Consider the following 24,123-nt stretch of genomic DNA (forward strand, 5'->3'; position numbering starts at 1 on the left):
TCGTTTAATCACAAGGATTAACCAATACTTTGTTTTTCTTTTATCTCTGCCAGTGTTTTACAGTCGATACATAAATCTGCAGTAGGACGAGCTTCTAAACGGCGAATACCAATTTCAACACCACAAGATTCACAAAATCCGAAATCATCAGCTTCGATTTTTTTCAGTGTTTTTGCAATTTTAGTGATTAATTGACGTTCACGATCGCGTGCACGCAATTCCAAACTGAACTCTTCTTCTTGTGTTGCGCGGTCAACAGGATCTGGGAAATTTGATGCTTCATCTTTCATATGATCAACAGTGCGGTCGACTTCTTCGCGAAGCTGTGTAGTCCATGCTTTAAGAATACTGGTGAAATGATCACGTTGAGGTTTACCCATGTATTCCTCACCAGCTTTTTCTTGGTATGGCTCTACTCCAGCAATGGCTAAAATACCGAGTGTTTTTTTGCTTTTAATAGCGGGCATAAATTTTCCTTCTTCCGATGCAGTGTAAATACGCTTTAGACGCATCAAAACGGTGATAAATATAAGTAGTAGGTCGAACAAACTTTGCTAACATAGAGACATCAGTTTTTTTCGGCGGCTATCTATAGCAATAATTGTTACCCGAGTCAAATGATCAGTTACTAATTGTGACGCTATGATCTTTTTTTTATCATATTTGATTATTCTCTGTGCTGTTTTGTCTTTTGCATGTAGTTATATTTTTAAAGGATTTTATCTTCGATGCTACCTATTCAAGCGGTTCTCGCTGAACTTAAACAACAACTTAATTTGTGCCCTCAAGTGATCCTTCAAGCACCACCAGGTGCGGGTAAATCTACTTGTCTCCCCTTAGTTTTGTTAAAAGAACGGTGGTTTGGCGGCAAAATTATTATGTTAGAGCCGCGTCGTTTAGCCGCGCGAAATATTGCTCACTATCTTGCTAAACAATTAGGTCAACCAATCGGCCAGCAAGTAGGATATCGATTACGTGGTGAATCTAAGGTAAGTGCTGAGACACAACTTGAAATAGTTACTGAAGGTATTTTGATTCGATTATTACAGCAAGATCCCGAGCTAACAGGAATTGATTTAGTTATTTTTGATGAATTTCATGAGCGAAATCTTCAAGCTGATTTAGGTTTGGCTTTATGTTTAGATGCCCAGGCAAGTTTGCGCGAAGATTTAACCTTGTTGGTGATGTCTGCAACTTTGGATAATCAGGCATTACAACAACATTTACCCGCCGCGGCTTACGTCAGTTGTGAAGGTCGGGGTTACCCTCTCGAATATGTTTATCAACCTGTTATGGGGCAGGAAGGGGGCGTTGCTCAGCAACAAGCATTAGTCGCATTAATTAAAGTGGCTTATCAGCAACAAACTGGCAATATATTGGTATTCGTTGCAGGAGTGAAAGAAATTCTTCGCTGTTGCCGGGATTTACAACATTGGATTGATGCTCTACAGCTACCCATTTTATTAGCCCCCTTATACGGTAAATTAAGTTTAGATGATCAGCAATTAGCGATTCAATCTCCTCCTAATAAAATGCGTAAGATAGTGGTCGCTACTAATATTGCAGAAACCAGTTTAACTATCGATGGCATTACTGTGGTGGTTGACTCCGGTGTTGAGCGAAGTTTTCATTTTCAAGCTCAAACGGGGATTGGCAAGTTGAAAAGCCAGACCATCAGCGAGGCAAGCGCCACGCAACGCGCAGGTCGAGCCGGGCGTTTAAGTGCAGGTACTTGTTATCGACTTTGGGCTAAAGAAAAGCGTTTAAGGGCACAGAATGAAGCGCCTATTTTACAAAGTGAATTAACGACTTTAATGCTTGAAGTAAGTGCTTGGGGAGTTACTCATCCTAAACAATTGCCTTTTTTAACTCAGCCAAACGAGAATAATATTCAGGTGGCACAACAGTTATTGCAAAGTATTAACGCAATAGATTCTCGTGGCCGTTGTACTGCCCATGGTGAGCAGATCATTGAACTTGCCTTAACACCTCGATTAGGACATATGCTGATCACCGCTAAAACCTTAGAGTGCACCTTAAAGCAATCTGGAGTGGTAGCATTAGGCTGTTTAATCGCCGCATTTTTAGAAGCAAATGAAAAAGGGAACGATGATATTGAAGCACAGTTAAATTCCGTTTCTTATCCAGTGAAAAAACAATATCAAATATTGCTTAAAAAATGCTCTCAGAAAATGCCTAGCAGTTTACCAATGCAATATTGTGGGCTGCTATTAGCGATTGCTTTCCCTGATCGTATTGCAATGAGTCGTAGTAACGGGCAATCTCTTGACTATTTATTGAGTAATGGAGCGGGAGCATGTTTGGTTAATCATTCTGCACTATTAAATGAAAAGATGCTGGTGGTTGCAGACCTTGCGCTGTCGGAGCAAAAAACTAATAGCCTTATCTTTAAAGCCTGTAGTATCAATTTAGAGACCATAAAAGCTTACCTTCCACATTACTTAAAGTCTGTTGATTACTTATGTTGGTCATTAAAAGAAAATAAACTGATTGCTGAGCAACGTTTGATGTTGGGTAAAATTACAATCAGCCGTTTACCGCTTGCTAAGGTCTCGAAGCAACAAAAGTTAAGTGCATTATTAAATGGTTTAAGACAAGCTGGACTGTCTATTTTACATTGGAGTGACGCGAACAAAGCCTTATTAACCCGTTTACGTTATGCCTCTGAACAGTATAAGTTAGCGGGTGAAAAAGAGGCCGTTGACTTCAGTGAGGTGGCATTAATTGAACAATTAGAATTATGGCTCGCCCCTTTTTGTACAGGGATTACGCAACCAGAGCAATTTAAAAAAATTGATTTAAAAGCTGCATTATTATCTCGTTTAACTTGGTCACAGCAACAAAAATTAGAGGCACAGTTTCCACAAACGATCACCGTGCCTACGGGCTCGGTGATAAAATTACAATATCGAGAGCAACAAAATCCATTATTGTCGGTTAAAATGCAGGAATTATATGGTCAGGCACAAACTCCGTGTATCTTTGATGGGCGTATCGATATTCAATTAGCCTTGTTATCACCGGCGATGAAACCATTACAAGTTACTCAAAATTTGCATTCATTTTGGTCTGGCGCTTACAAAGAAGTACAAAAAGAGATGAAAGGGCGCTATCCGAAACATTTTTGGCCCGACGACCCAGCGAATGCATTAGCAACACGGAAAACTAAAAAACATTTATCTAGATAATGTTATGGTGCGCGATGATCGTGCTTTACATGGCTAATACATACCTAAAATTTATTAAAAAATGAGTTAACTAAATCTGTTATGGCAAAAACACCTAAAAATGAAAGCGCTAAGAGCAAACCGAAAGAAACGACAAAAGGTAAACTCAAACAAGGCGCTAAAAAAGAAAATGGGGAAAAAAGTACCGCTAAAAAACCCAAAACAACTCGTAAACCTACAGCAAGAAAAAATACTAAAAAAAGTACCAATAAATCGCTGACACCTTCCTTTAAACAGCGTTTCTTTAAAGGCTTATGGTCAATTATCTGGAAAGCGAGTCTTGCTTTTATTGCGTTTATTATTATTTGTGGCATCTATTTTGATAAAAAAATAGAGCGCCGTTTAGATGGATCTACGTGGACTCTGCCTGCCGCATTATATGCAAGGCCTCTTACATTACAGGTCGCATCGCCATTAACCCAACACGCCTTGGTTGGGGAGCTCAGGTTATTGAATTATCGTCCTGTGAGAAATGTACAAAGCGCAGGACAGTTTGCAACCAGTGGTAATAAAGTCACTATATATCGTCGTGCGTTTGATTTCTCCGACCGGTCTGAGCCTGCACAATTAGTGACGTTGAGTTTTAATGGGCAAGGGGTGAGTGATCTTAGCAGTAGTCAGCAAAGGCATTTGCAACAATTTCGTTTAGACCCTTTATTATTAGACAGGCTGAATAGCAAGCAAATTCAAGACCGGGTCTTTGTGCCTTTTGAAAAAATACCAGATCTCTTTATTAATACATTGCTATTAATGGAAGATCGTGATTTTTATCATCATCAAGGTGTGTCACCTTTTGCTATTTTGCGCGCGTTTATTGTTAATTTTAAAGCGGGGAGAACGGTACAAGGAGGTAGTACATTAACGCAGCAATTAGCAAAAAATTTGTTTTTATCTCAAGAGCGTAGCTTATGGCGTAAGTTTCAAGAAGCGTATATGGCGGTGTTAATTGATCATAAATACAGTAAAGACAAAATATTAGAAGCTTACTTAAATGAAGTGTATTTAGCTCAAAATGGTGCGACGGGTATTTATGGTATTGAGTTAGCTAGCGATTTTTATTTTGCACGTCCGGTTGATGAGTTGCGCGTTGAGCAAATTGCATTATTGGTGGCAATTATCAAAGGTCCTTCCTATTACAACCCAAGAAGGAATCCTGAACGAGCACTGGCACGTCGAGATTTAGTGTTACGTTTAATGCTCGAGCATAACTATATTAATACCGCACAATATCGTATAGCGGCTAAGGGAAACCTTAATTTAAGTAATGCCAAGGCGTTAAATAACCGTGCTAATCCAGCTTTTGTGAGTTTGTTAAACCGAGAGTTACAAAGTGATGTACCGGCAAGTGTACGTAAAAAAAGTGGCTTATCGATCTTTACGTCAATTTCTCCTTTAGCGCAAAAAAATGCTGAAATGGCGATACAGAATGGGGTACCAAAAGTACAAAAAGAGGGGCAGCGTGACTTACAAGGCGCAATGGTTATTACTGACCGCGAATATGCCGAAGTGCGTGCGATTGTTTCCGGTAAGAATGTTAAGTTTAGTGGTTTTAATCGAGCCTTAGACGCAAGTCGGCCAATTGGTTCTTTGGTTAAACCTGCGGTTTATTTAACTGCACTAGATCAAGGGTATGCATTAACCGATACATTAAATGATAAAGCGATTATTCTCAAAAATAGCACCGGTCAGCGCTGGCGTCCTAAAAATTACGATCGAAAATTCCGTGGAGAGGTGACCGTTGAATATGCATTAGTGCACTCATTGAATGTCCCGACCGTAAACCTTGGGATGCAAGTAGGTTTAGGCAATGTTATTGATAGTTTGCATAAAATGGGGGTTAATGAAAAAATACCTGCTTATCCATCTTTAGTGCTAGGCAGTGTGTCATTATCTCCTTTTCAAGTCGCGCAAATGTATCAACCAATTAGCATGAAAGGAGTGTATAAACCGTTAACAATGATTCGCTCCATTGTATCGAGTCAAGGCGAGGTGGTTTATCAACGTAGTCAACATGCCCAGCAAATATTTTCATCACAATCGGTGTCACAATTATCTAATGCGTTACATAAAGTGACTACAGAAGGGACTGCTCGTAGTCTACGTTGGCGCAACCCTGGGCAAGACTTTGCTGGTAAAACGGGGACCACCAATAATCTTAACGATAGCTGGTTTGTCGGGTTTGATAAAGATGAAGTGGTCACCACATGGGTTGGGAAAGATAATAATAAAAGTGCAGAGTTAACAGGCAGTAGCGGGGCATTAGTCTTGTTCTCTGACTATATGAAAGCAAAAGTAGGGAACTAAAGTGCAACAATTAACACCAATAACTAATGTAGAGCAGCTACGGGATGCATTTTCTCATAATAAAAGTTGGGATGCACAATACCGGCTCATTATTCAATTAGGTAAAAAGTTAGATAGCTTTCCTGAACAGTTAAAATTAGAACTGCATCAAGTAAAAGGTTGTGAGAGTTTAGCGTGGTTAGTGATCACCGAAGAAAACGGTGTTTATGATTTTAAAATGGACAGTGACACTCGTGTGGTCAAAGGGTTAATGAAAATTATTTGGTTAATTTTTCAAGGAAAAACAAAACAGCAAATAGAGGATATTGATTATCAGGAGCTGTTTGCTCAATTAGGGTTGTTAAATCATTTGAGTCCATCTCGTGCCAATGGTTTATTTGCCATTATAAATACTATTAAAGGAGTCAATACCATTGACTAAGTTTCAACTTAAGATTGTTTTTTCTAGCTTATTTTTACTCACTCACTCTGTTTTTGCGACAACAAATGAGGCGTCTGCACAACAACAAGTAAGTGTCGCTGCTAATGTATCTACAGATGCTGAAATAAATAGTGGAGTAGCCGCTAATAGTGAACATCGTTATGTTTATGATGTTTATTATAAAAGTATATCGATTGGTGATATGACTCAAGAGTACCGTTGGAAAGGAAAAAATGTTGAGGTTAACTCAGTTGCTGATTTTTCTTTTTTATATTTTTCATTTGGTGGTAGTCAACAATCAGACATCGTCTGGGATGAGACAAAAGATTTATTTTTAAGTCGTTCATTTTTTAGAGAAAGTGTTGGGTTTAGTACGGTCAAAATGAGCGCTAAATTTGACCCAACAGGCCATCATTCAGAGGTCGTTAATAATGGTGAAAGTGCTGAATACTCAAACCAAGAAGGACCCATTGTTGACTTTAATACCGTGACCTTACAAATAGGGGAAGGTTTAAAAAAAGGACAAACAGATTTCGAGTTTTATATGCAAACATCTGACGATATTGCACATTATTACTTTCAGTTAAAAGGGACTGAAGTCATCAAAACTAAGTTCGGCGAAATGGAAGTATATCGAGTACAACAAACCAGAAAGAAAGATCGTACGTTTATTGCTTGGTTTGCTCCTCATTTTGATTATCAAATGGTTAAATTTGAATATCAAAGAAAAGTGTTAGATATCCATGGCGAGCTGGTTGAGCATGGCACTGATTTTTAATTTGATACCGGCACCGTGATAAAAATCATAAAAATCATAAAAATGATGACAGTGAAATAGGATGAAAGTGAAAAAGAATAAAATCAGTAAAGGGGCGTTACATCCTCGTAATAAGCATATCGGTCGGTATGATTTTACGGCTTTGGTTAAGTCATGCCCTGAACTAGCGGCTTGTTTGATACAAAACCCTAAAGGCGACTTAAGTATCAACTTTAGTGATGCACAATCGGTCTTATTATTGAATAAAGCATTATTAGCGCATTTTTATCAAATAGATTTTTGGCAAATCCCCGCTGGTTATCTATGCCCACCTATTCCAGGACGAGTGGATTATGTACATTACATTGCTGATTTATTAAGTGAAGATCTTGTAGGAGGAGTTCCTACTGGTAGTCATATTAAAGGATTAGATATAGGCTGTGGTGCAAACTGTATTTATCCTATTCTAGGTAGTCGTAGCTACGATTGGTCTTTTGTTGGCGTTGATATTGATAAGTTGGCAGTGAAAACAGCGACATTATTAGTTAATGCGAACAAAAATATCAGCAAAAAAATTACTATTCGTGAACAAAAAAATACACAACAAATTTTATTGGGTATGGTGAAAAAGTCGGATAAATTTGCTTTTTCGATGTGTAATCCTCCTTTTCATGCCTCAATGGAGGCAGCAACTGCAGGTAGTTTATTAAAACAAAAAAATCTTGGTAAGCATGCACTATCTAATGCGAATAAAACAATTAACAATGATACTGACTTAAATTTTTCTGGGCAATCGCATGAGTTAAGTTGTGCTGGTGGTGAAATTGCTTTTGTGAAGCAGATGATCGCTGAAAGTGCGCAGATTAAAGAGCAAGTTGGTTGGTTCACTTGTTTACTTTCTAAAAGTGAAAATGTGAACCCTTTGAAAAAAGCTCTAGAAAAGCACAGTCCTCAACAAGTGAAAGTGATTGAGATGTCACAGGGGCATAAAATAAGCCGCTTTATTGCATGGACTTATTTAGACCAACAACAAAGGCAGCAAATTTTCTAATTGATTTATTTAACTCTTTGAATGGTAGCTAAATAAACCATCTGTTAATTAAGCTAAGTCTTTTAATGACTCGGGAATAGTAAATATTAAAAGGAAACTCAATGTTAGCTGTGATTCTAGAATTTGATGTTATTGATGGTATGGAAGAGCAATTTAAAACGTCATGGGCTGAAACAACGAAGTTGATTTATCAGCACTTTGGTAGTTTAGGTTCCAGATTACACCATTCAGAGAACGGAAAATTTATCGCCTATGCGCAATGGCCAAGTTTAGATGTGTATGAAAATGATCATTATTGGCCTATCGATACGAATCAAGCCAGAGATAGAATGAGATCCACTCTGAAAATAGGAAAACCAACCGTACTTCATAAATTAATATTGGACACTGACTTATTAAAAACGACAACTTATACTGCTGTTAATAGCAATTGATAAGCATTTTTAAAATTAAATAAGCAGATTTCAGTGCTGGATCTAGTAAGTATATCGATAAGATTGTTTGTTTATTGTTGAGCTTTCAATGGGCGTTACATTTTATTATCTAGCCATTTAAATAGGCAATTTTCCTACCCATTTAAATAAGTAATTTAACGGTATCTCAATATTACTTCGCTATTATTTTTCTTTTCCTTAGCCATCAAGATGCATTAATAAATGAAGATTTAAAATAGCTTAAAAACATTCATAGACCAACTTTTAAGTTAATTGTATCTTGCTTTTCTTTATTAATTCAGGGGTGATCCTTTCCTATTATCCTCTTCAATTAACCCTTGTAAACATATAAAATAAAAATAAAATTTATATTTTAATTTGTGAATGTATTGGTTTTTATTTGCAGAGGAGAAGACTACAATTTAGAGGTGATAAAGAACTGAAATATAGCGAGGTTTTAGCACATGAATAAAAGTGTAAAACAGGTAATAGCTGGCTCTGTATTAATACTGGTCATTATATCAGGTTGGTGGCTATGGCAATCATTTAAAGCGCCGCAATTAGCCTCTGATTTTGCGGTGAGTAATGGACGAATTGAAGCCGTTCAGGTTGATATATCCACTAAAATTGCAGGGCGAGTTAAAACGGTACTAGTCAAAGAGGGTGACCTTGTTCAAGCAGAGCAAATACTGGCGCAGATTGATACTGCTCAATTATATGCTCAGAAACTTCGAGCAGAAGCCGATGTTGCCAGTGCTAAAAGCCTTGTTGCTTCTGCGCAAGCATCGATCTCAATGAATAAGGCTCAACAACTTCTTGCAAAACAAGAGCTTGCTCGTATTAAAGCGTTGATTGATAAAGGTCATACCAGCAAAGAAAATTATGACCTTAGGGTCAGTAATGTGTCGGTGGCTAAAGCAAATCTAGATGCAGCTCAAGCGATGCTTATTTCACGACAACGCAATGTCGATGCTGCCAATGCAAATGTCACTGAAATTCAAACTCAACTTGATGATGCAACACTGATTTCACCAACGATTGGTCGAGTGTTATATCGTCTTTCAGAACCAGGTGAAGTGTTAGGTAGTGGTGGTAAAGTGCTGACGCTGATCAATCTCGCTGATGTTTATATGGAGGTTTTTTTACCCACCGCGCAGGCTCATCGTATTGCCATCGGTGCTGAAGCTAGAATTAAGCTAGATGTGCTTGATGTTGCTATTCCTGCAACCGTGAGTTTTGTTTCACCAGAGGCGCAATTTACGCCAAAACAGGTTGAAACACAAAGTGAACGAGAAAAGCTAATGTTTCGTGTCAAAGTGCGAGTCCCTGAACAATTGGTTTTGAATTACATTGAGCGAGTGAAAACGGGTATTCGTGGCGATGCTTATATTCGATTGACACCATTGCCTGGCGAAGCGCCATCTGTATGGCCTGAGTTTCTTCAGAAATTACCCTCAAATGTCGATCAGACATCTACAGAAAATGTTGATTAACAACTACTGTAAATGTTGCTTTGACAATCAGAGTAAATGTCAATTAGTTGTAAATTGATGGAGTCATTATGGTTGCACAAAATAATCCCGTTATTTGTCTTAAGGGGATAACACATTACTATCGAAATAGGCCTGCTGTTAATGATCTCACATTAGACATACCTGCGGGCTTAATGGTCGGTTTACTTGGACCCGATGGTGTCGGTAAGTCTACCTTGATGGGATTGATTTCAGGTGCGCGTAAGCTGCAGTTAGGTTACCTAAATGTACTTGGGGGCGATATGGCCTCAGTGCAACATCGAAATAGTGTCGGGCCGCGTATTGCTTATATGCCACAGGGTCTTGGAAAAAATCTTTATGCAGAGCTTAGTGTTGAAGAGAACCTTGATTTTTTTGGTAAGCTTTTTGGGCAGGGCAGTGCTGAACGCAAAATACGTATCTACAGGCTCACTAATGCAACGGGGCTTGGCGCTTTCTTATCTCGTCCTGCGGGTAAACTTTCTGGCGGGATGAAACAAAAATTAGGGCTTTGTTGTGCGCTTATCCATGACCCTGATTTATTGATATTAGATGAACCAACCACGGGGGTTGATCCACTTTCTCGTCGCCAGTTTTGGCAGTTAATTACAGATATTCGTAGCGAACGCCCTAGCATGAGTGTGCTTGTTTCCACCGCTTATATGGATGAAGCGGAAGGTTTTGATTGGTTAGTGGCAATGGATGATGGAAAAATTCTTGATACCGGGACTCCACTTGCACTAAAAGCTAAAACAGGTGCAAAAGATATCGAGACTGCATTTGTTCGTTTATTACCTAAAGAAAAACGAGGTACAGCGAACGAACTGGTGATCCCTCCTTTAGACAAAAAACAAGGCGTTGTAGCCATTAAAGCACAGGGATTAACTCGACGTTTTGGTGATTTCGTTGCCGTTAGTGATGTTAGTTTTGAAATTCAGGCTGGCGAGATCTTTGGTTTTCTTGGCTCGAATGGATGTGGTAAAACCACCACCATGAAAATGTTAACTGGCTTGCTGCCCGTTTCAGAGGGAGAAGCTTTCTTATTTGGTAAACTAGTCGATGCGAATAACTTAGCAATCAGGCATCGTGTAGGTTTTATGTCACAAGCCTTTTCACTTTATGGTGAGCTAACCGTGGAGCAAAATTTAACATTACATGCTCGCTTATTTCATCTCAGTGCTAAAAAAACGATTGAGCGTATTGCTACCTTGGTTGACCGTTTTGATTTACGTAAACATATGAATTCCCTTGCCTCATCGCTCCCGCTTGGTATGCGTCAACGTCTTTCCCTTGCTGTGGCTGTCATTCATGAGCCTGAAATGCTGATCCTCGATGAGCCAACTTCGGGCGTAGATCCCGTTGCAAGGGATAGTTTTTGGCAACTATTAGTTGAATTATCTCGCCACGATAAAGTAACGATTTTTATTTCAACACATTTTATGAACGAAGCATTACGTTGTGATCGCATTTCATTGATGAATGCAGGCCAAGTACTTGTTTGTGATACTCCTCAACATTTAATTGAAGCGAAGGGCGCGGATTCTCTAGAAGCGGCTTTTATTAGTTATATTAAAGAAGGCATTGCTGAAACAGTCTCTAAAAACTCCAGCACAACGAAAGTGCCTCCTGATTTAGTTGGTATTGCATCAAATACAACATCTAATGCAACTCTTAATACAAGATCAAAAAAAGGCTTTTCTGTTACTGGTCAGTTTAGCCTTAAGCGTCTTTTCGCTTACAGTTATCTTGAGACAATGGAAGTAATGCGAGACTCAGTGCGTTTAGCCTTTGCCTTTTTTGGCAGTGCGATTTTACTGATCGTTATTGCTTATGGTGTTTCTCTCGATGTTGAAGACTTACGTTATGCGGCATTAGACTTGGATCATTCACCTGAAAGTCGACAATATTTAAGTAATTTTGAAGGTTCACGATATTTTCTCGAACAACCTGTCTTATATAGCAAAGACCAACTTGAACAGCGCTTAAAGTCTAATGATATTACCCTCGCTATTGAGATCCCTCCAAGCTTTGGACGTAATCTTAAAAAGGGTGAAAATACAACTATATCAACATGGATAGACGGTGCGAATACCACTCGAGCAAGTACTATCGCCGGTTATGTAGCAGGCAGTCATCTCCATTATCTTACAGAACTTGCTACCAATGCTGGTATTGACGCTAGTGCTGCTGCACATGTTTTAATCGAATCTCGTTATCGTTATAACCCGTCCTTTGAAACTATCTATTCAATTGGCCCAAAAACCCCTGCTCTATTATTACTTTTGTTCCCAGCTATTTTGATGGCGGTTAGTATTTCGCGAGAAAAAGAGATTGGAACAATTACTAACTTTTATGTTACTCCAACCAACCGGTTTGAATATTTGATTGGTAAACAGCTTCCTTATGTTGCGATAGGAATGGCTAATTTTGTAATTTTGACGCTGTTAGTTGTCTTTCTGTTACAGGTTCCTCTAAAAGGAAGTTTATTGGGATTAACCTTGGGTGCTTTTTTGTATGTTTGTGCATCGACTAGCTTTGGTTTACTAATTTCTTCGCTGACTAAATCTCAAGTTGCCGCTATATTTGCTACTTCTATTCTGTCATTGATGCCGACGATTCAGTTTTCGGGAATGATTCAACCGACTTCCACCTTAGAAGGCGTTGGTAATTTTATTGGCTCTGTTTGGCCTGCAACCTATTATATGCATTTGAGTGTCGCTGCATTCACCAAAGGGTTAGGTTTCTCTGACCTAACCGGCGACTTGCTTATATTGACTCTTTTTGGACCGATATTTTTAGTCATTGCGGCTGCTATTTTGAAAAAACAGGAGGCCTAAATGTTCAAAACTGGGATTAATATCTTCTGGCTTGGCGTTAAAGAGTTGCGTAGTGTTTTTGCTGATATTTTTGTGGTTGGATTTATCGTATTTGCATTTACGTTAGACATCTACACTCAGGCGACTGCGATGAGTGAGTCGGTAAATAATGCATCGGTTGCGATTGTCGATGAAGATCATTCTGAACTCTCTCGGAGTATTGCCAGTGCTCTTTATCCTCCTTATTTTAAAGTACCGGTGTTAATTAGCCCAGATCAAGTTGATCAATCAATGGATCACGACCGCTTTATGTTTGTGGTGAGTATTCCACCTGATTTTGAAAAACAAGTGCGTGAAGGTAACCAACCCAGTGTGCAAATCGATATTGATGCCACTGCTGTTTCACAGGCAAGTCTTGGTAATAGTTATATTCAGAGTATCGTTACCAGTGAGGTAAATCATTTTATAAATCGTTCTGATAAGGTTACTACTTATCCTGTGACACTGGTTCAGCGGCGTGCTTTTAACCCTAATGGAACGGGAATGTGGTTTGGCGCAATTAATGCGTTACTTAATCAGATAACCTTACTCACCATTATATTGACAGGTGCAGCTTTGTTGCGTGAACGTGAGCATGGGACCATCGAACATCTATTGGTTATGCCGTTAACCTCATTTCAAATTGCGATAGCTAAAGTCTGGGCGAATGGGTTAATTATTCTTGTCGCGTTTATGTTATCGATGTTGTTTGTTGTCGAAGGTCTACTCGATGTGCCGGTTGCAGGTTCTCGATGGTTATTACTTGGCGGAACTGGTATCTATCTATTTGCTTCCGCTGCCATTGGTATTTTTTTGGGAACGATTGCACGAACAATGGCGCAGTTTGCATTGTTACTGATGATGGTGATCATGCCTATGATGATGCTTTCGGGTGGATTAACTCCAATTGAGAGTCAACCGATGATCATACAACCTTTAACTTGGTTTTTTCCTTCTCGCCATTATATGGCTTTCTTTCAAGCGGTCGCTTTTCGAGGAGCTGGTTTGAGTATCATTTGGTCTGAGCTGTTGATTATTATTGGCCTTGGGGCGATCTTCTTATCAGCAAGTTTGGCATTATTCCGACGGTCCATTTCGGTTAGTAAATGAGACAAAGAAAACGGGTTCTTCAAAGTTGAACCTGCTGGCTGAACAATAATATTGGCGATTTATTGCTTAACCTCAAGTAAAAAATTGTTCGTGTAACACAATAAATCACGTAATAAACTTGATGTTGAAGTATTATTTATTTTTAATGATTGAATCTATCTTTGGAGCGTTACACCCATGAATAAAATAGAAATTAAGTATTGTAAAAAATGTCGCTGGTTAATGCGCTCATCGTGGATGGCCCAAGAGTTATTAAGCACTTTTGAAAACGAGTTAGATGAGGTGTCATTATTACCCGGAGAAGGTGGCATATTTGAAATGTTCGCAAATGGTACGCTTATTTGGTCTCGTAAAGAGAAGGGCGGCTTCCCCGAAATAACCGAATTAAAACAGTTGGTCAGAGATGTTATCGCCCCAGATAAAGACTTAGGCTGTATTGATCGTAAAGCGACTAAAAGCGTGTCTTGATTATTCATTATGTCACTACGCAGGATATATAAGCTTACAAAATACTTATTTTTTCACTCTTATTGTATGTTTTTAATGCGTACATTTAATTCTCTGGAGCCATTATGTCAGCAATCGCGAATACACCTACTCCGCCTTATTATGCAGTGATTTTTACTTCTACTCGTACTGAAAAAGAGGATGGTTATAATGAGATGGCTACCAGAATGGTTGAACTCGCGCAGCAGCAACCAGGTTTTTTAGGGATTGAATCCGCGAGGGAGGAGTTGGGCATTACCGTCTCTTACTGGGCTGATTTAGAGGCAATTAAAAAATGGAAAGCTAACAGCGAACATCTACAGGCTCAAAAATCAGGACGTAAATATTGGTACGATAGTTTCAAGGTACGTATTTCAAAAGTAGAGCGTGATTATGGTATTTAATCACAATACATTTTTCTTGATGTTACTGTAAAAGTAATCTTAGACATCTTATTAATTCTACTTTCGAATGGTTAACTGATTGAAAGTAGATACTATCTAGCATTATATTTTCCTCATCCATGATGCAATCGTCATTCAATGGTCTATGCTAATATCGCTTATTGTATAAATACTTGAAAGTTATATACCCCAAGGCCGTTGTGATTTTTGTGCTTTGAATGATAACGGGTATATACTCTCTTTGATTAACCCTATTTGAGTATTAAATATAGAGTTTTATTGTGGCCGTTTACCAGTTTTCTAAATATTAAACCTGTTATTTAATAATTGTTCTGTATTGAGATTATATTCTCAATATTTTTTGCTTACCTTTTCGAGGCAAGTCAAATGGCTATGCACTTTAGTTCGTCTCTGCGAACATAAATTTATCTACAGGAAGTTGATGTAAGTGATAATTCAGAATTGGCTTGAACAACTATGCTTGATGATTCCAAATGTTCAAGCATCAATAGTTGTTAAGCATTTTCATCAAGGTAGTGATGATCAACCGATTGCTTACTGGCCGAACCAATCCATTGATTGTGATAGGTTATTGCAGAGTTTGCCTTTATTGAAAGCGCAATTATCTCCAGTAGTGACCATGGGTAAACCGTTGTCCAGAGATAACAATACGGCTAAAAAATCTAATGACACACTGATCATTGCTTTTCCGCTTTCCTTTTGTGCCGATTCATCTGGTGCAGTGATCCTTGAGGTCGAAGCTAAAATTAATCAACAAGCGGTGTTGTTACAGATGCTGAAATGGGGGCAAAGTTGGTTACAATTATTATTAAACAATATTGAAAAAACTGGCGATACTGTCAGACAGCCACAGGACTCATTAAAAGAAAAGTCTGAGAAGCATCATCATGAGCAGCCTAAGCAAATCCCTTCAAATTATTTAGCGATTATTCAGGCGATCTTGTCTTGCTCCGAAACGCAACAAGCTAACATGACCTTAGTCAATGAAGTTTCACGTTGTTGGCCGTTTGATCGAGTCTCATTAGGTATCGTTAATGGCAACGACGTTGAAATAAAAGTGTTGTCACATAGTGCTCATTTTGATCAGCGTAGTAACCTAGTTGTTAATTTACAACAGGCGATGATTGAAGTGAAAAACGAAACAGAAGGACGATATTTTCTAAGTTCACAGGTTGAAGAACTTACTGATTACCCAGAACATCAGCGATTACTATTACAACATGCACAACATGAGAATAACGCCTTAATCTCTATACCGCTTAAAAATAATGCACAAACGATTGCAATATTATTATGTGAATTTCAATCACAAGCTCTGTCTACTAAAAAACTGTCTACTAAAAAACTGTCCACCAAAAAACTGTCTAACGAAAAGCTATCTAACAAAGAAAATCTTGAACAGGATTTAGCTTATCAAAATACAATAGATGATCATGCTGATACCAAGCTTATGGCTTCTAAATATTTAACTGAGCTTACTCTCTTAGCTAGCATGTTGGGCCCCTTAGTAGGGTTGCATCAACGCGGTACTCAAAGTGTTCCAGAACACATAATGGATCGTTCCCGTGCTTATTTAACGCGGCTAAATCAAGGTAGGTTTGGTAAATTACCTTTAGCGTTTGGTGTTATTTTGTTATTGATGATGACCTTTGTTATTGATAGTGACTTCAGAGTGAGTACCGAGGCAGCGCTTGAGGGACGTATACAACGCGCAGTGGTTGCACCCTTTGATGGTTATATCGACAGCGCTTTTGCGCGTGCGGGAGAGCAAGTACAAAAGGGGGAACTATTGGCTCAACTTGACGATCGTCCTTTACAGTTAGAAAAGCGTGGTTGGTTGAGTAAAAAAGAAGAATATCAAAAGCAATATCGGCAGGAACTTGCGACATTAAGCCATGCTAAATCACGCATTATTAAAGCACAAATTGCACAAACAGACATACATATCGATCAAGCTGATAGTCGTCTACAACGCGCCAAACTACTTTCTCCATTATCTGGAATTATTATTGAGGGGGATTTGTCTCGTTCATTAGGGGCACCCGTCGAACAAGGGCAGGTACTTTTTGAGGTAGCCCCGTTAGATGATTACCGTGTGGTATTAAAAATTCATGAACGTGATATCGCATATTTGCAAACAGGGCAAAAAGGTTCATTGATGTTAACCGCTTACCCTAATCACTCTATACCGTTAACTATCGAGCAAGTGGCTATCGTCTATGAGCAAGAAGGGGATTACACTTGGTATCGAACCGAAGCAAGCCTTTCCTCTGAGCATTTGCCTGACAATATACTATTACGTCCTGGCATGGCAGGGTTAGGGAAAATAGAAGTGGGTCAAAAAAGTCTGGCTTGGATAGGACTACACCGCTTAACAGATTGGTTGCGTTTGTGGCTTTGGTCATGGACGCCTTAAACCATGAGAGTTGACCAACAGACATGGGATTCAATTGTCCAGCTTAAACCTAAACTTCGGTCGCATGTGACTTTTTATCAGCATGTGTATCGTCAACGAACATGGCATATTGTTGCGGATACGCTGTCGAGCTCGCATTTTCGTTGTACGGAATTGGTGTTTCAGTTTATTCAATGCCTTGACGGCTCAAATAGTATTGAACAAGCCTATCAGCATTGTCTCGACCTCGAGGGGGAGCAAACGCTTGAACACGTCGATATTATTAACGTTATTGCTACGCTTCAGCTGAAAGGTTTATTACAAGGTGACATTCCTGTTTCTGTTCAGGATCTTTATCAGCGCTATAGCCAACATCAACGACAGAAAAAAATGCGTATTTGGTCGCACCCTTTATCATTTAAGTTATCGTTGTGGGATCCTGACCTATGGCTTGAGAAGGTTACGCCTTTATTGAAAGGAGTATTTAATCGCTGGGTATTGATACTCAGTGCATGCTTAATTGTGTTGGGTAGCAGTGTTGCTTTAGGTCATTGGCAAGCATTGGCAGAGCATTTTTCGGTTCGCTTTATCGGCCCTCAAAACCTAGTTCTTATCTGGTTGTTATATCCTTTGGTTAAATTTTTTCATGAACTAGGGCACGCGATTTCAACCAAATATTGGGGCGGTGAAGTGCATGACATGGGAGTCTTATTTATCGTGTTTATGCCGGTCCCCTATGTCGATGCCTCTACTAGCCATCAGTTTAGCAATAAACATCAACGTATGATGGTCGCCGCGGCAGGCATTTTTATTGAGTTATTATTAGCGGCCTTAGGCATTATTATTTGGTCGATGATGGATGACGGTATTGGGCGTGATATTGCCTTTAATATTGCCGTTGTCGCAGGGTTGTCGACACTGTTTGTGAATGGTAACCCTTTGCTTCGCTTTGATGGTTATTATGTCTTTTCTGATGCGATTGAAATTCCTAATCTCGCGAGTCGCTCAAATAAATATCTTGGCTATCTGTGTCAGCGTTTTCTATTGGGGGTGGACCGCTCAGCTTTAGTAAATTGTTGTCCATTAACCGCCGATGGAGAACGTAGTTGGTTCGTTTTTTATGGTGTAGCAGCAGGTATTTACAAGCTACTTATCAGTTTTAGCATCGCTTTTTTTGTTGCTAGCCATTATTTTATTATCGGCGTTATTTTAGCTGTATGGTATTTGATACAACAGCTGCTATGGCCGACTTTCTCAGCACTTACCGCATTACTTAAGGTAGCAAAAGCACACGGTCGATTTAAGCGATTAACGTTAACGACTTTACCAATCGTTTCATTGCTTTTGTTGTTGCTCTTTTATCCTTTGCATTGGAGTTCACATATTGAAGGGATTGCAACCTTACCAGAAGCCGCCTCTATACGAGTAAAAAGTGACGGTTTTATGAAAGCAGTATTGAAAAATAATAATGATAAAGTGAAGGTCGGCGATATTTTATTTGAACTTGAAAATCCAGAGTTAGTAACTAAAAAACAATTGATTCAAGCACAAATAGCGGAACTTGAAATGCGAGAAAATCAAGCATTTATGGAAGGGCCTTTGGCAACTCAGGTTATTAAATTAGATATTCAACATGCTCAAGCAACGCTAGCGGATATACAAGTTGAAATTGATAGCTTAGTGGTAAAGAGTGAATTGGCCGGAGTGATATCTATCCCCAAAGCACTGGATATGCCCGGTCGTTTTTATCGTAAAGGAGATATTTTAGGTTTTGTTATTGACCTAAATAAAGTGTCTGTCAAAGCGATTATTCCTCAGAATAAGTTTGAACAACTTAAAATTAAGCAGCTCAATTGGCAGGTTAAGTTAAATAGTCAGCCTTTTTCAACCTTCAATGCTACGACTGGACAAGAAATTCCACAGGCGTCATTCCAATTACCGAGTGCTAAACTAGGGACTGCTGGTGGCGGTGCAATACTCGTTGATGCTCGGGATAAAGAGGGACGAACAGTGCTTGAGGCCGTGTATCAAGTTGAATTGATGTTTGTAAATTATACTGAGCACTATTTAGCCGCGAAAGTTATTGTGAAAGTTAATCATCAACCAGAAAGCTTCGCCGCTTACCTATTCCGAATACTCACACTCTCCATCTCCACTCATTTTCAATAAAATAAAGACTAAGTACTTAGCTAACAAGTCAACGCTATTAATTTGCTCCCCATCATATTTGTAATTCCCATCTAATTTTTAAATAACTATTACTACTTTTTAGGTATTCTTCGTATTTTAAACTACAATGGTTTTATAGATAAATAAATTTCCGCATACATGGATAACAGTATGAATTTAAAAAGTAATCAGTATTTAAACTCTGCCCTTACCGGTTTAGAAAAAATGTTAACCTCAGTACGTTTTATTGTCATCGGTTTTGTTGCTGTTGTCGCGACAGATTTAGCCGTAGCGGAGGAGTTCCAACCGGTAGATTGTGTCATTAATCCTTATAAAGTTGTAGATGTGAGCAGCGCTGTTTCTGGCGTACTTGATGCTGTAAAAGTTGAGCGTAGTGACTGGGTCAAGAAAGGGCAGGTCATTGCTACCTTAGAGAGTGGCATTGAACGGGCTTCATTAGCCTTAGCGAAAGTGCGTGCAGACATAGATTCAGAAATTAACTTAAGCAAAGTAAATCTGGCCTTTGATGAAAAATATCAAGCTCGTATTGGGAAACTGTATGAACGTAACGTTGTGTCTTACAAAAGTAAAGATGAAGCGGATCGAGAAGTCGAGTTATCTAATTGGGAAGTGCAGCAAGCAAAAGATATGAAAAAAGTGCGAAAACTTGAATTGCAACGGGCTAAGGAACAAGTAAAGCAAAAAACTATTCGCGCGCCATTTGATGGTTTTGTGATTCAGAAGTTCAAGGCAGAAGGTGAATATGTAGAAGATCTCCCTATTGTTCGTATTGCACAGTTTGACCCTTTACTGATTGAAGCCATCGTGCCAATGGAGCTATTTGGAAAAATAGAGATTGGTATGGTCGGTTTAGTTTACCCAGAGTTATATTCAGATGATCCCAAACAAGCGCAGGTTGTTGCCGTTGATCGAATGGGCGATGCCGCAAGTCGAACATTTGGGGTGAGATTAGAATTACCCAATCCTGAGTTTAAAATCCCCGCTGGTTTAAAATGTGAGATGAAATTTAACGCTGTTGCTGTGGCAAGCACCAACTAATGTCACATGGTTCAAGGTTCACCCTAATTGGTCGTATCGCTATTTTTACAGGAAGTAGACTATGAATTGGCTGAAACCAATTTGCTTGAGTTTTTTTAAAACAACTCGCTTGAAGCATGCTTTGACAAAGCATAAAAAAGTGACGCCGCCTTTTAGTCTTGAAACACTTGAGCCTAAAATTTTACTTTCTGCTGAATTAGTTGGTGGAATGATCGATGGCTCCTCATTTACTACGGAGCAGAGTGACGAACACTTCACCTCTCAAGTTGAATTAGATCAATGGACCAGTCAATTTGTTAATCAAGTGACGAGTAACACTTCAAGCGAAGAACCAAGCGTTGATAGCCCTTCTTCGAATCTCGCTTTGGATGGCTTAGCAACTTTTTTTGCCGATCAACAAGCACAACATAATAGCGATGATTTAGGGCAATTACTTGCCGATGCAGCGGTGACAGCATCGCAAATAAATGAACAGCCATTAGAATTGATTATTGTTGATCCGCGCACCCCCGATTATCTGCAGTTGATGGAAGGGATATCAACGGATAGTGGCAGTGATTATTTAGTTTATATGCTAGATGCTGAAGAAGATGGCGTACAACAAATAACAGATTTGTTAACCACTCATTCAGATCTTGATGCCGTACATCTCATTAGCCACGGTAACGAAGGCGGTATTCAATTAGGTAGCAGTTGGTTAAGTACGGATAACCTCGACCAATACTCTGAGCAAATTGGCACTTGGCAAGGTGTTTTTGATGATGATGCAGATATTCTTATTTATGGCTGTGATTTAGCAGGTAATTTAAGTGGTGAGCAGTTAATTAACTCTTTAGCTGAGTTGACCGGTGCAGATGTCGCCGCAAGTGACGATACGACAGGGGCAACCGAATTAGGCGGGAATTGGGAGCTTGAGTATCAGACCGGTGAAATTAATACTCAAATAGCCTTTACCCAGGACGCACAGGGAACATGGCAACATGTTTTAGCAACCAGCGGTGAGCTTTGGTTAACGACCAATGGCACTGCGTCAAGTGATGAAATAGTTGGCGTTAACCATGATATTCTATCATTCTCTAATCCATCATTAGTACTTGAATCAGGCGATGGAACCTCGGGGGAAACCGACGGTACTTTTTATACGGAGAATAACACTTTACCTGCCGACCTGATGGCAATGCATTATGTGAGTACTGCTGTCACCGTTGATACCTTTGTTGGTGGTGATTCATCGGGAACCTACGAGCTGCAAGTAGGGCAAATAGTGGTATCATTAATAAGCACTGATAGTGGTAATCCTGATAAGTCTGTCCCGACGGTAGGCGGCGGTGTTATTAATGTTAATAATACCGATCTTCTGGTTTTTACTCCTTCCACCTATACCTTTGAGTTTCTTCTTGAAGATACAATTTTTGAATCAGATGATGTAACAGCTGCTAATATTCATGCCGTATCTATTGTTGAAAAGGATACAGTTATTGGTGATGGCACATTGTTAACTGCTGGAACTTATCTTTTGGCGCGTTCTGATGATGCGGTACATGCTGATATCTCGACCTACAGCAATACTAATGGCCTTCAAAATTTACTGTTTGGCGATCAGTACTTGAGTGACTCTGACAAACAAATTCAGGGCCTTGAATTGGTTGAGTCAGATATAGTCGTAGGTGGGCAAACTGTTTCAGCTGGCACTATATTGATAACGGTTAATGATCCGGTCACTGTTGGCTCTTCTGGTGGTACAACCGTTGCAGCTCAACAGGTTGATATTGTGGCTTTAACAGTTAACGAATCTGAACAGGATGGAACTCCTAATACCGACGTTGATGCACAAATTTTATTTGATGGTTCGGATATCAATCTTTACATTAGCAGTGACGGTGAAATAAATGGTTTATCGTTATTCTCCACTTCACCTAATAATGTACCTGAAGCAACTAACCTCTTCCAAACGCTAAATTATATTGAAGGCACTGCCGTTGTTGCGCTGGATGATATCGTCATTACCGATCAGGATACGGGGGATATTGTGACCGCTACATTAACGCTGACAAATGCAGCGGCGGGTAGTTTGACTACGGGTACTTTTGGCGTTGCCATAAGTAGTTATAATAGTAATACGGGTGTATGGACTGTTTCAGGTTCTGTGAGTGATGTGAATGCCGCGCTTGCTGCGGTCAGTTTTTCTCCTGTCTCCCAAACAACCACAGACCAGGTAACCATTACTACCCATATCGAAGACGCAGAAGCTTCTGCACCAACAGACGGCACAATCACCCTTAATGCTGTAGCCCAGGGTAATGCCTTATGGTTGACTACTGATGACGATGTTTCAGATTCTGGAGTACCTAGTCTAAACGACTGGACTGCGGGTGAGGTATTAGAGGTTTCAGATCCTAATTTAAGTTTTGACACTGATAGCTCACCTTCTGCTACTACCGATGGTACTGTGTCCTCGGTGATTGACTTTGATGCTTTTAATCCTGCAAGTGTTGGCGGGAATAATGATGTGCAAGTAAATGCTTTGCACTATGTATCCGTTGATATCACCATTGGTACAGACGTTACCTATGACCTTAAGCAAGGTGATATTCTATTTTCGGTTGATGATAAGGAGAGGCTTGAAAGTACTAATACCTTGGACGTTGATAAAAATGATTTAGTTGTGTTTCGACCTGATGTCCTCAATGATTATAGTAAAGGCGAGTTCAGTATTTTAATCGATGGTTTGGCATCTAAAAAGTTATATGCAGTAACTTTAGTTGAGCAAGAAACCGTGGTTGCTGGTGTGACTTTAAATGCAGGTGATTTTTTATACTCTCAAGAAAGTTATTCAGAGCTACTTTTAAACCTTGATGATAATGTGATTTATCATGTTCAAATTACAAAAGCTGGAATTGAAACGGCAGGAACAGCAACTCCTCTTATAGATGGAGATGATGTTGAAATAGAAGAAAAAATTTATGGGCTAGAACTGATTGAAAAAACAACCGTGATCGCTGGTACTACTTTGAATGCGGGTAATCTCCTTATAACGATTGGTGATGATGATGAGGAAGTTGGTGATAACGAATTAACCGTTACTGATAATGATATTTTTATTTTGGATGCAACTTCAACGACAAATGCTTCCGCCACATTATTATTCGATGGCAGTGATCTCTCTTTTTCTGGTGATATTAATGGCTTGACCTTAATTACTAATTCACCTGCTGCTGCGACCAATATGACAAGCACTGTATCTTACGATGAAGATGCAATCAGTGTCGACCTAGATGATATTGTGGTTACCGATAGCAATTTAAATGACGTTATCACGGCAAAATTAACCCTCGTTGATATTAATGCGGGCAGCCTATCGACAAGTACCTTTGGTTCTGCGACCAGTTTGTATGATAGTGCTTCAGGTCTTTGGACTGTTTCTGGTTCGGTTAGTGATGTTAATGCTGCTTTAGCTGCTGTGACGTTTACGCCCGTAGCCAATTATGAACTTAATACTAGCATCATTACCCACATTGAAGATTCGGCCTCGACTGGTCCTGTTGATGGTATTATCAGCCTTAATGTAAACCCACAAAATGATCTACCAACAGCCACCAATTTAACCCAAGTACATGCCTACAATGAAGGCGATAGTAGTGTCGCGCTGGATGCTATCGTGGTCACTGATATTGATGCCAATGAAATAGTCACGGCAAGTTTAACTTTGGCTGATGTAGCTACAGGCACTTTAACCACGGGCACCTTTGGCGCTTCGAGCAGCAGTTATAACGGCATTACCGGTGTTTGGACAATAACTGGGAGTGTGACGAATGTTAATGCCGCCTTAGCAGCAGTAAAATTTACGCCTAACACCAACAATGACATTAATACAACAATCACCACTCATATTCAGGAT

Annotated in this window: 16 protein-coding genes; 15 read left to right on the forward strand and 1 reads right to left on the reverse strand. The window is 39.4% G+C overall.

All coding sequences use genetic code 11. The features are described 5' to 3' along the window. Window positions 1–17 precede the first annotated feature (17 nt). On the reverse strand, window positions 18–467 hold the full coding sequence (gene dksA, locus MT391_RS18330; RefSeq protein ID WP_166370749.1) for an RNA polymerase-binding protein DksA: 450 nt from the start codon (window positions 465–467) through the stop codon (window positions 18–20). Window positions 468–728: 261 nt separating this feature from the next. On the opposite strand from dksA, the gene hrpB reads away from it, so the two are divergent. The 15 genes from hrpB to MT391_RS18405 form a co-directional block, all read left to right on the forward strand. Next, window positions 729–3,209: an ATP-dependent helicase HrpB gene (gene hrpB, locus MT391_RS18335; protein ID WP_499499430.1), complete on the forward strand. Its 2,481-nt coding sequence runs from the start codon at window positions 729–731 to the stop codon at window positions 3,207–3,209. An 81-nt stretch (window positions 3,210–3,290) separates the two neighbouring features. Continuing rightward, on the forward strand, window positions 3,291–5,552 hold the full coding sequence (gene mrcB, locus MT391_RS18340; protein WP_499499432.1) for a penicillin-binding protein 1B: 2,262 nt from the start codon (window positions 3,291–3,293) through the stop codon (window positions 5,550–5,552). A 1-nt stretch (window position 5,553) separates the two neighbouring features. Continuing rightward, a complete protein-coding gene (locus MT391_RS18345; RefSeq protein WP_499442547.1) occupies window positions 5,554–5,973 on the forward strand; it encodes a SufE family protein in 420 nt (139 codons plus the stop codon). Further along, complete coding sequence (locus MT391_RS18350; protein WP_499499434.1) at window positions 5,966–6,751, forward strand: DUF3108 domain-containing protein; 786 nt, start codon at window positions 5,966–5,968, stop codon at window positions 6,749–6,751. The genes MT391_RS18345 and MT391_RS18350 overlap by 8 nt, the downstream gene beginning before the upstream one ends. A 61-nt stretch (window positions 6,752–6,812) precedes the next feature. Then, window positions 6,813–7,781: a 23S rRNA (adenine(1618)-N(6))-methyltransferase RlmF gene (gene rlmF, locus MT391_RS18355; protein ID WP_499499435.1), complete on the forward strand. Its 969-nt coding sequence runs from the start codon at window positions 6,813–6,815 to the stop codon at window positions 7,779–7,781. Between the two features lie 101 nt (window positions 7,782–7,882). Beyond that, entirely contained in the window at window positions 7,883–8,215 is a 333-nt protein-coding gene (locus tag MT391_RS18360) for an antibiotic biosynthesis monooxygenase family protein (protein WP_499499436.1), read from the forward strand. A 464-nt stretch (window positions 8,216–8,679) separates the two neighbouring features. Further along, the gene (locus MT391_RS18365) at window positions 8,680–9,708 is read left to right on the forward strand and encodes an HlyD family secretion protein (RefSeq protein ID WP_499499437.1); all 1,029 of its coding nucleotides are present in this window, start codon (window positions 8,680–8,682) and stop codon (window positions 9,706–9,708) included. A 68-nt stretch (window positions 9,709–9,776) separates the two neighbouring features. Continuing rightward, window positions 9,777–12,563 carry a ribosome-associated ATPase/putative transporter RbbA gene (gene rbbA, locus MT391_RS18370; RefSeq protein ID WP_499499438.1) on the forward strand — a complete coding sequence of 929 codons (2,787 nt, stop codon included), beginning with the start codon at window positions 9,777–9,779 and terminating at the stop codon, window positions 12,561–12,563. Continuing rightward, the gene (locus MT391_RS18375; RefSeq protein ID WP_166370733.1) at window positions 12,564–13,691 is read left to right on the forward strand and encodes an ABC transporter permease; all 1,128 of its coding nucleotides are present in this window, start codon (window positions 12,564–12,566) and stop codon (window positions 13,689–13,691) included. It abuts the gene before it with no gap. A gap of 177 nt (window positions 13,692–13,868) precedes the next feature. Further along, complete coding sequence (locus tag MT391_RS18380) at window positions 13,869–14,159, forward strand: Rdx family protein (protein ID WP_166370731.1); 291 nt, start codon at window positions 13,869–13,871, stop codon at window positions 14,157–14,159. 104 nt (window positions 14,160–14,263) lie between these two features. After that, window positions 14,264–14,581, forward strand: a complete 318-nt coding sequence (locus MT391_RS18385; protein ID WP_499499440.1) for an antibiotic biosynthesis monooxygenase family protein — start codon at window positions 14,264–14,266, stop codon at window positions 14,579–14,581. Between the two features lie 448 nt (window positions 14,582–15,029). After that, a complete protein-coding gene (locus MT391_RS18390; protein WP_499499442.1) occupies window positions 15,030–17,018 on the forward strand; it encodes an efflux RND transporter periplasmic adaptor subunit in 1,989 nt (662 codons plus the stop codon). 3 nt (window positions 17,019–17,021) lie between these two features. Next, window positions 17,022–19,166, forward strand: coding sequence for a site-2 protease family protein (locus MT391_RS18395; RefSeq protein WP_499499444.1), 2,145 nt, complete (start codon window positions 17,022–17,024; stop codon window positions 19,164–19,166). Window positions 19,167–19,337: 171 nt separating this feature from the next. Further along, the gene (locus MT391_RS18400) at window positions 19,338–20,225 is read left to right on the forward strand and encodes an efflux RND transporter periplasmic adaptor subunit (protein ID WP_499499445.1); all 888 of its coding nucleotides are present in this window, start codon (window positions 19,338–19,340) and stop codon (window positions 20,223–20,225) included. A 61-nt stretch (window positions 20,226–20,286) separates the two neighbouring features. Continuing rightward, a partial coding sequence (locus tag MT391_RS18405; RefSeq protein ID WP_499499447.1) for a DUF4347 domain-containing protein occupies window positions 20,287–24,123 on the forward strand: 3,837 nt, incomplete at its 3' end.

The organism is Vibrio sp. 1-Bac 57, assembly GCF_037546855.1.
Taxonomy (GTDB): domain Bacteria; phylum Pseudomonadota; class Gammaproteobacteria; order Enterobacterales; family Psychromonadaceae; genus Psychromonas.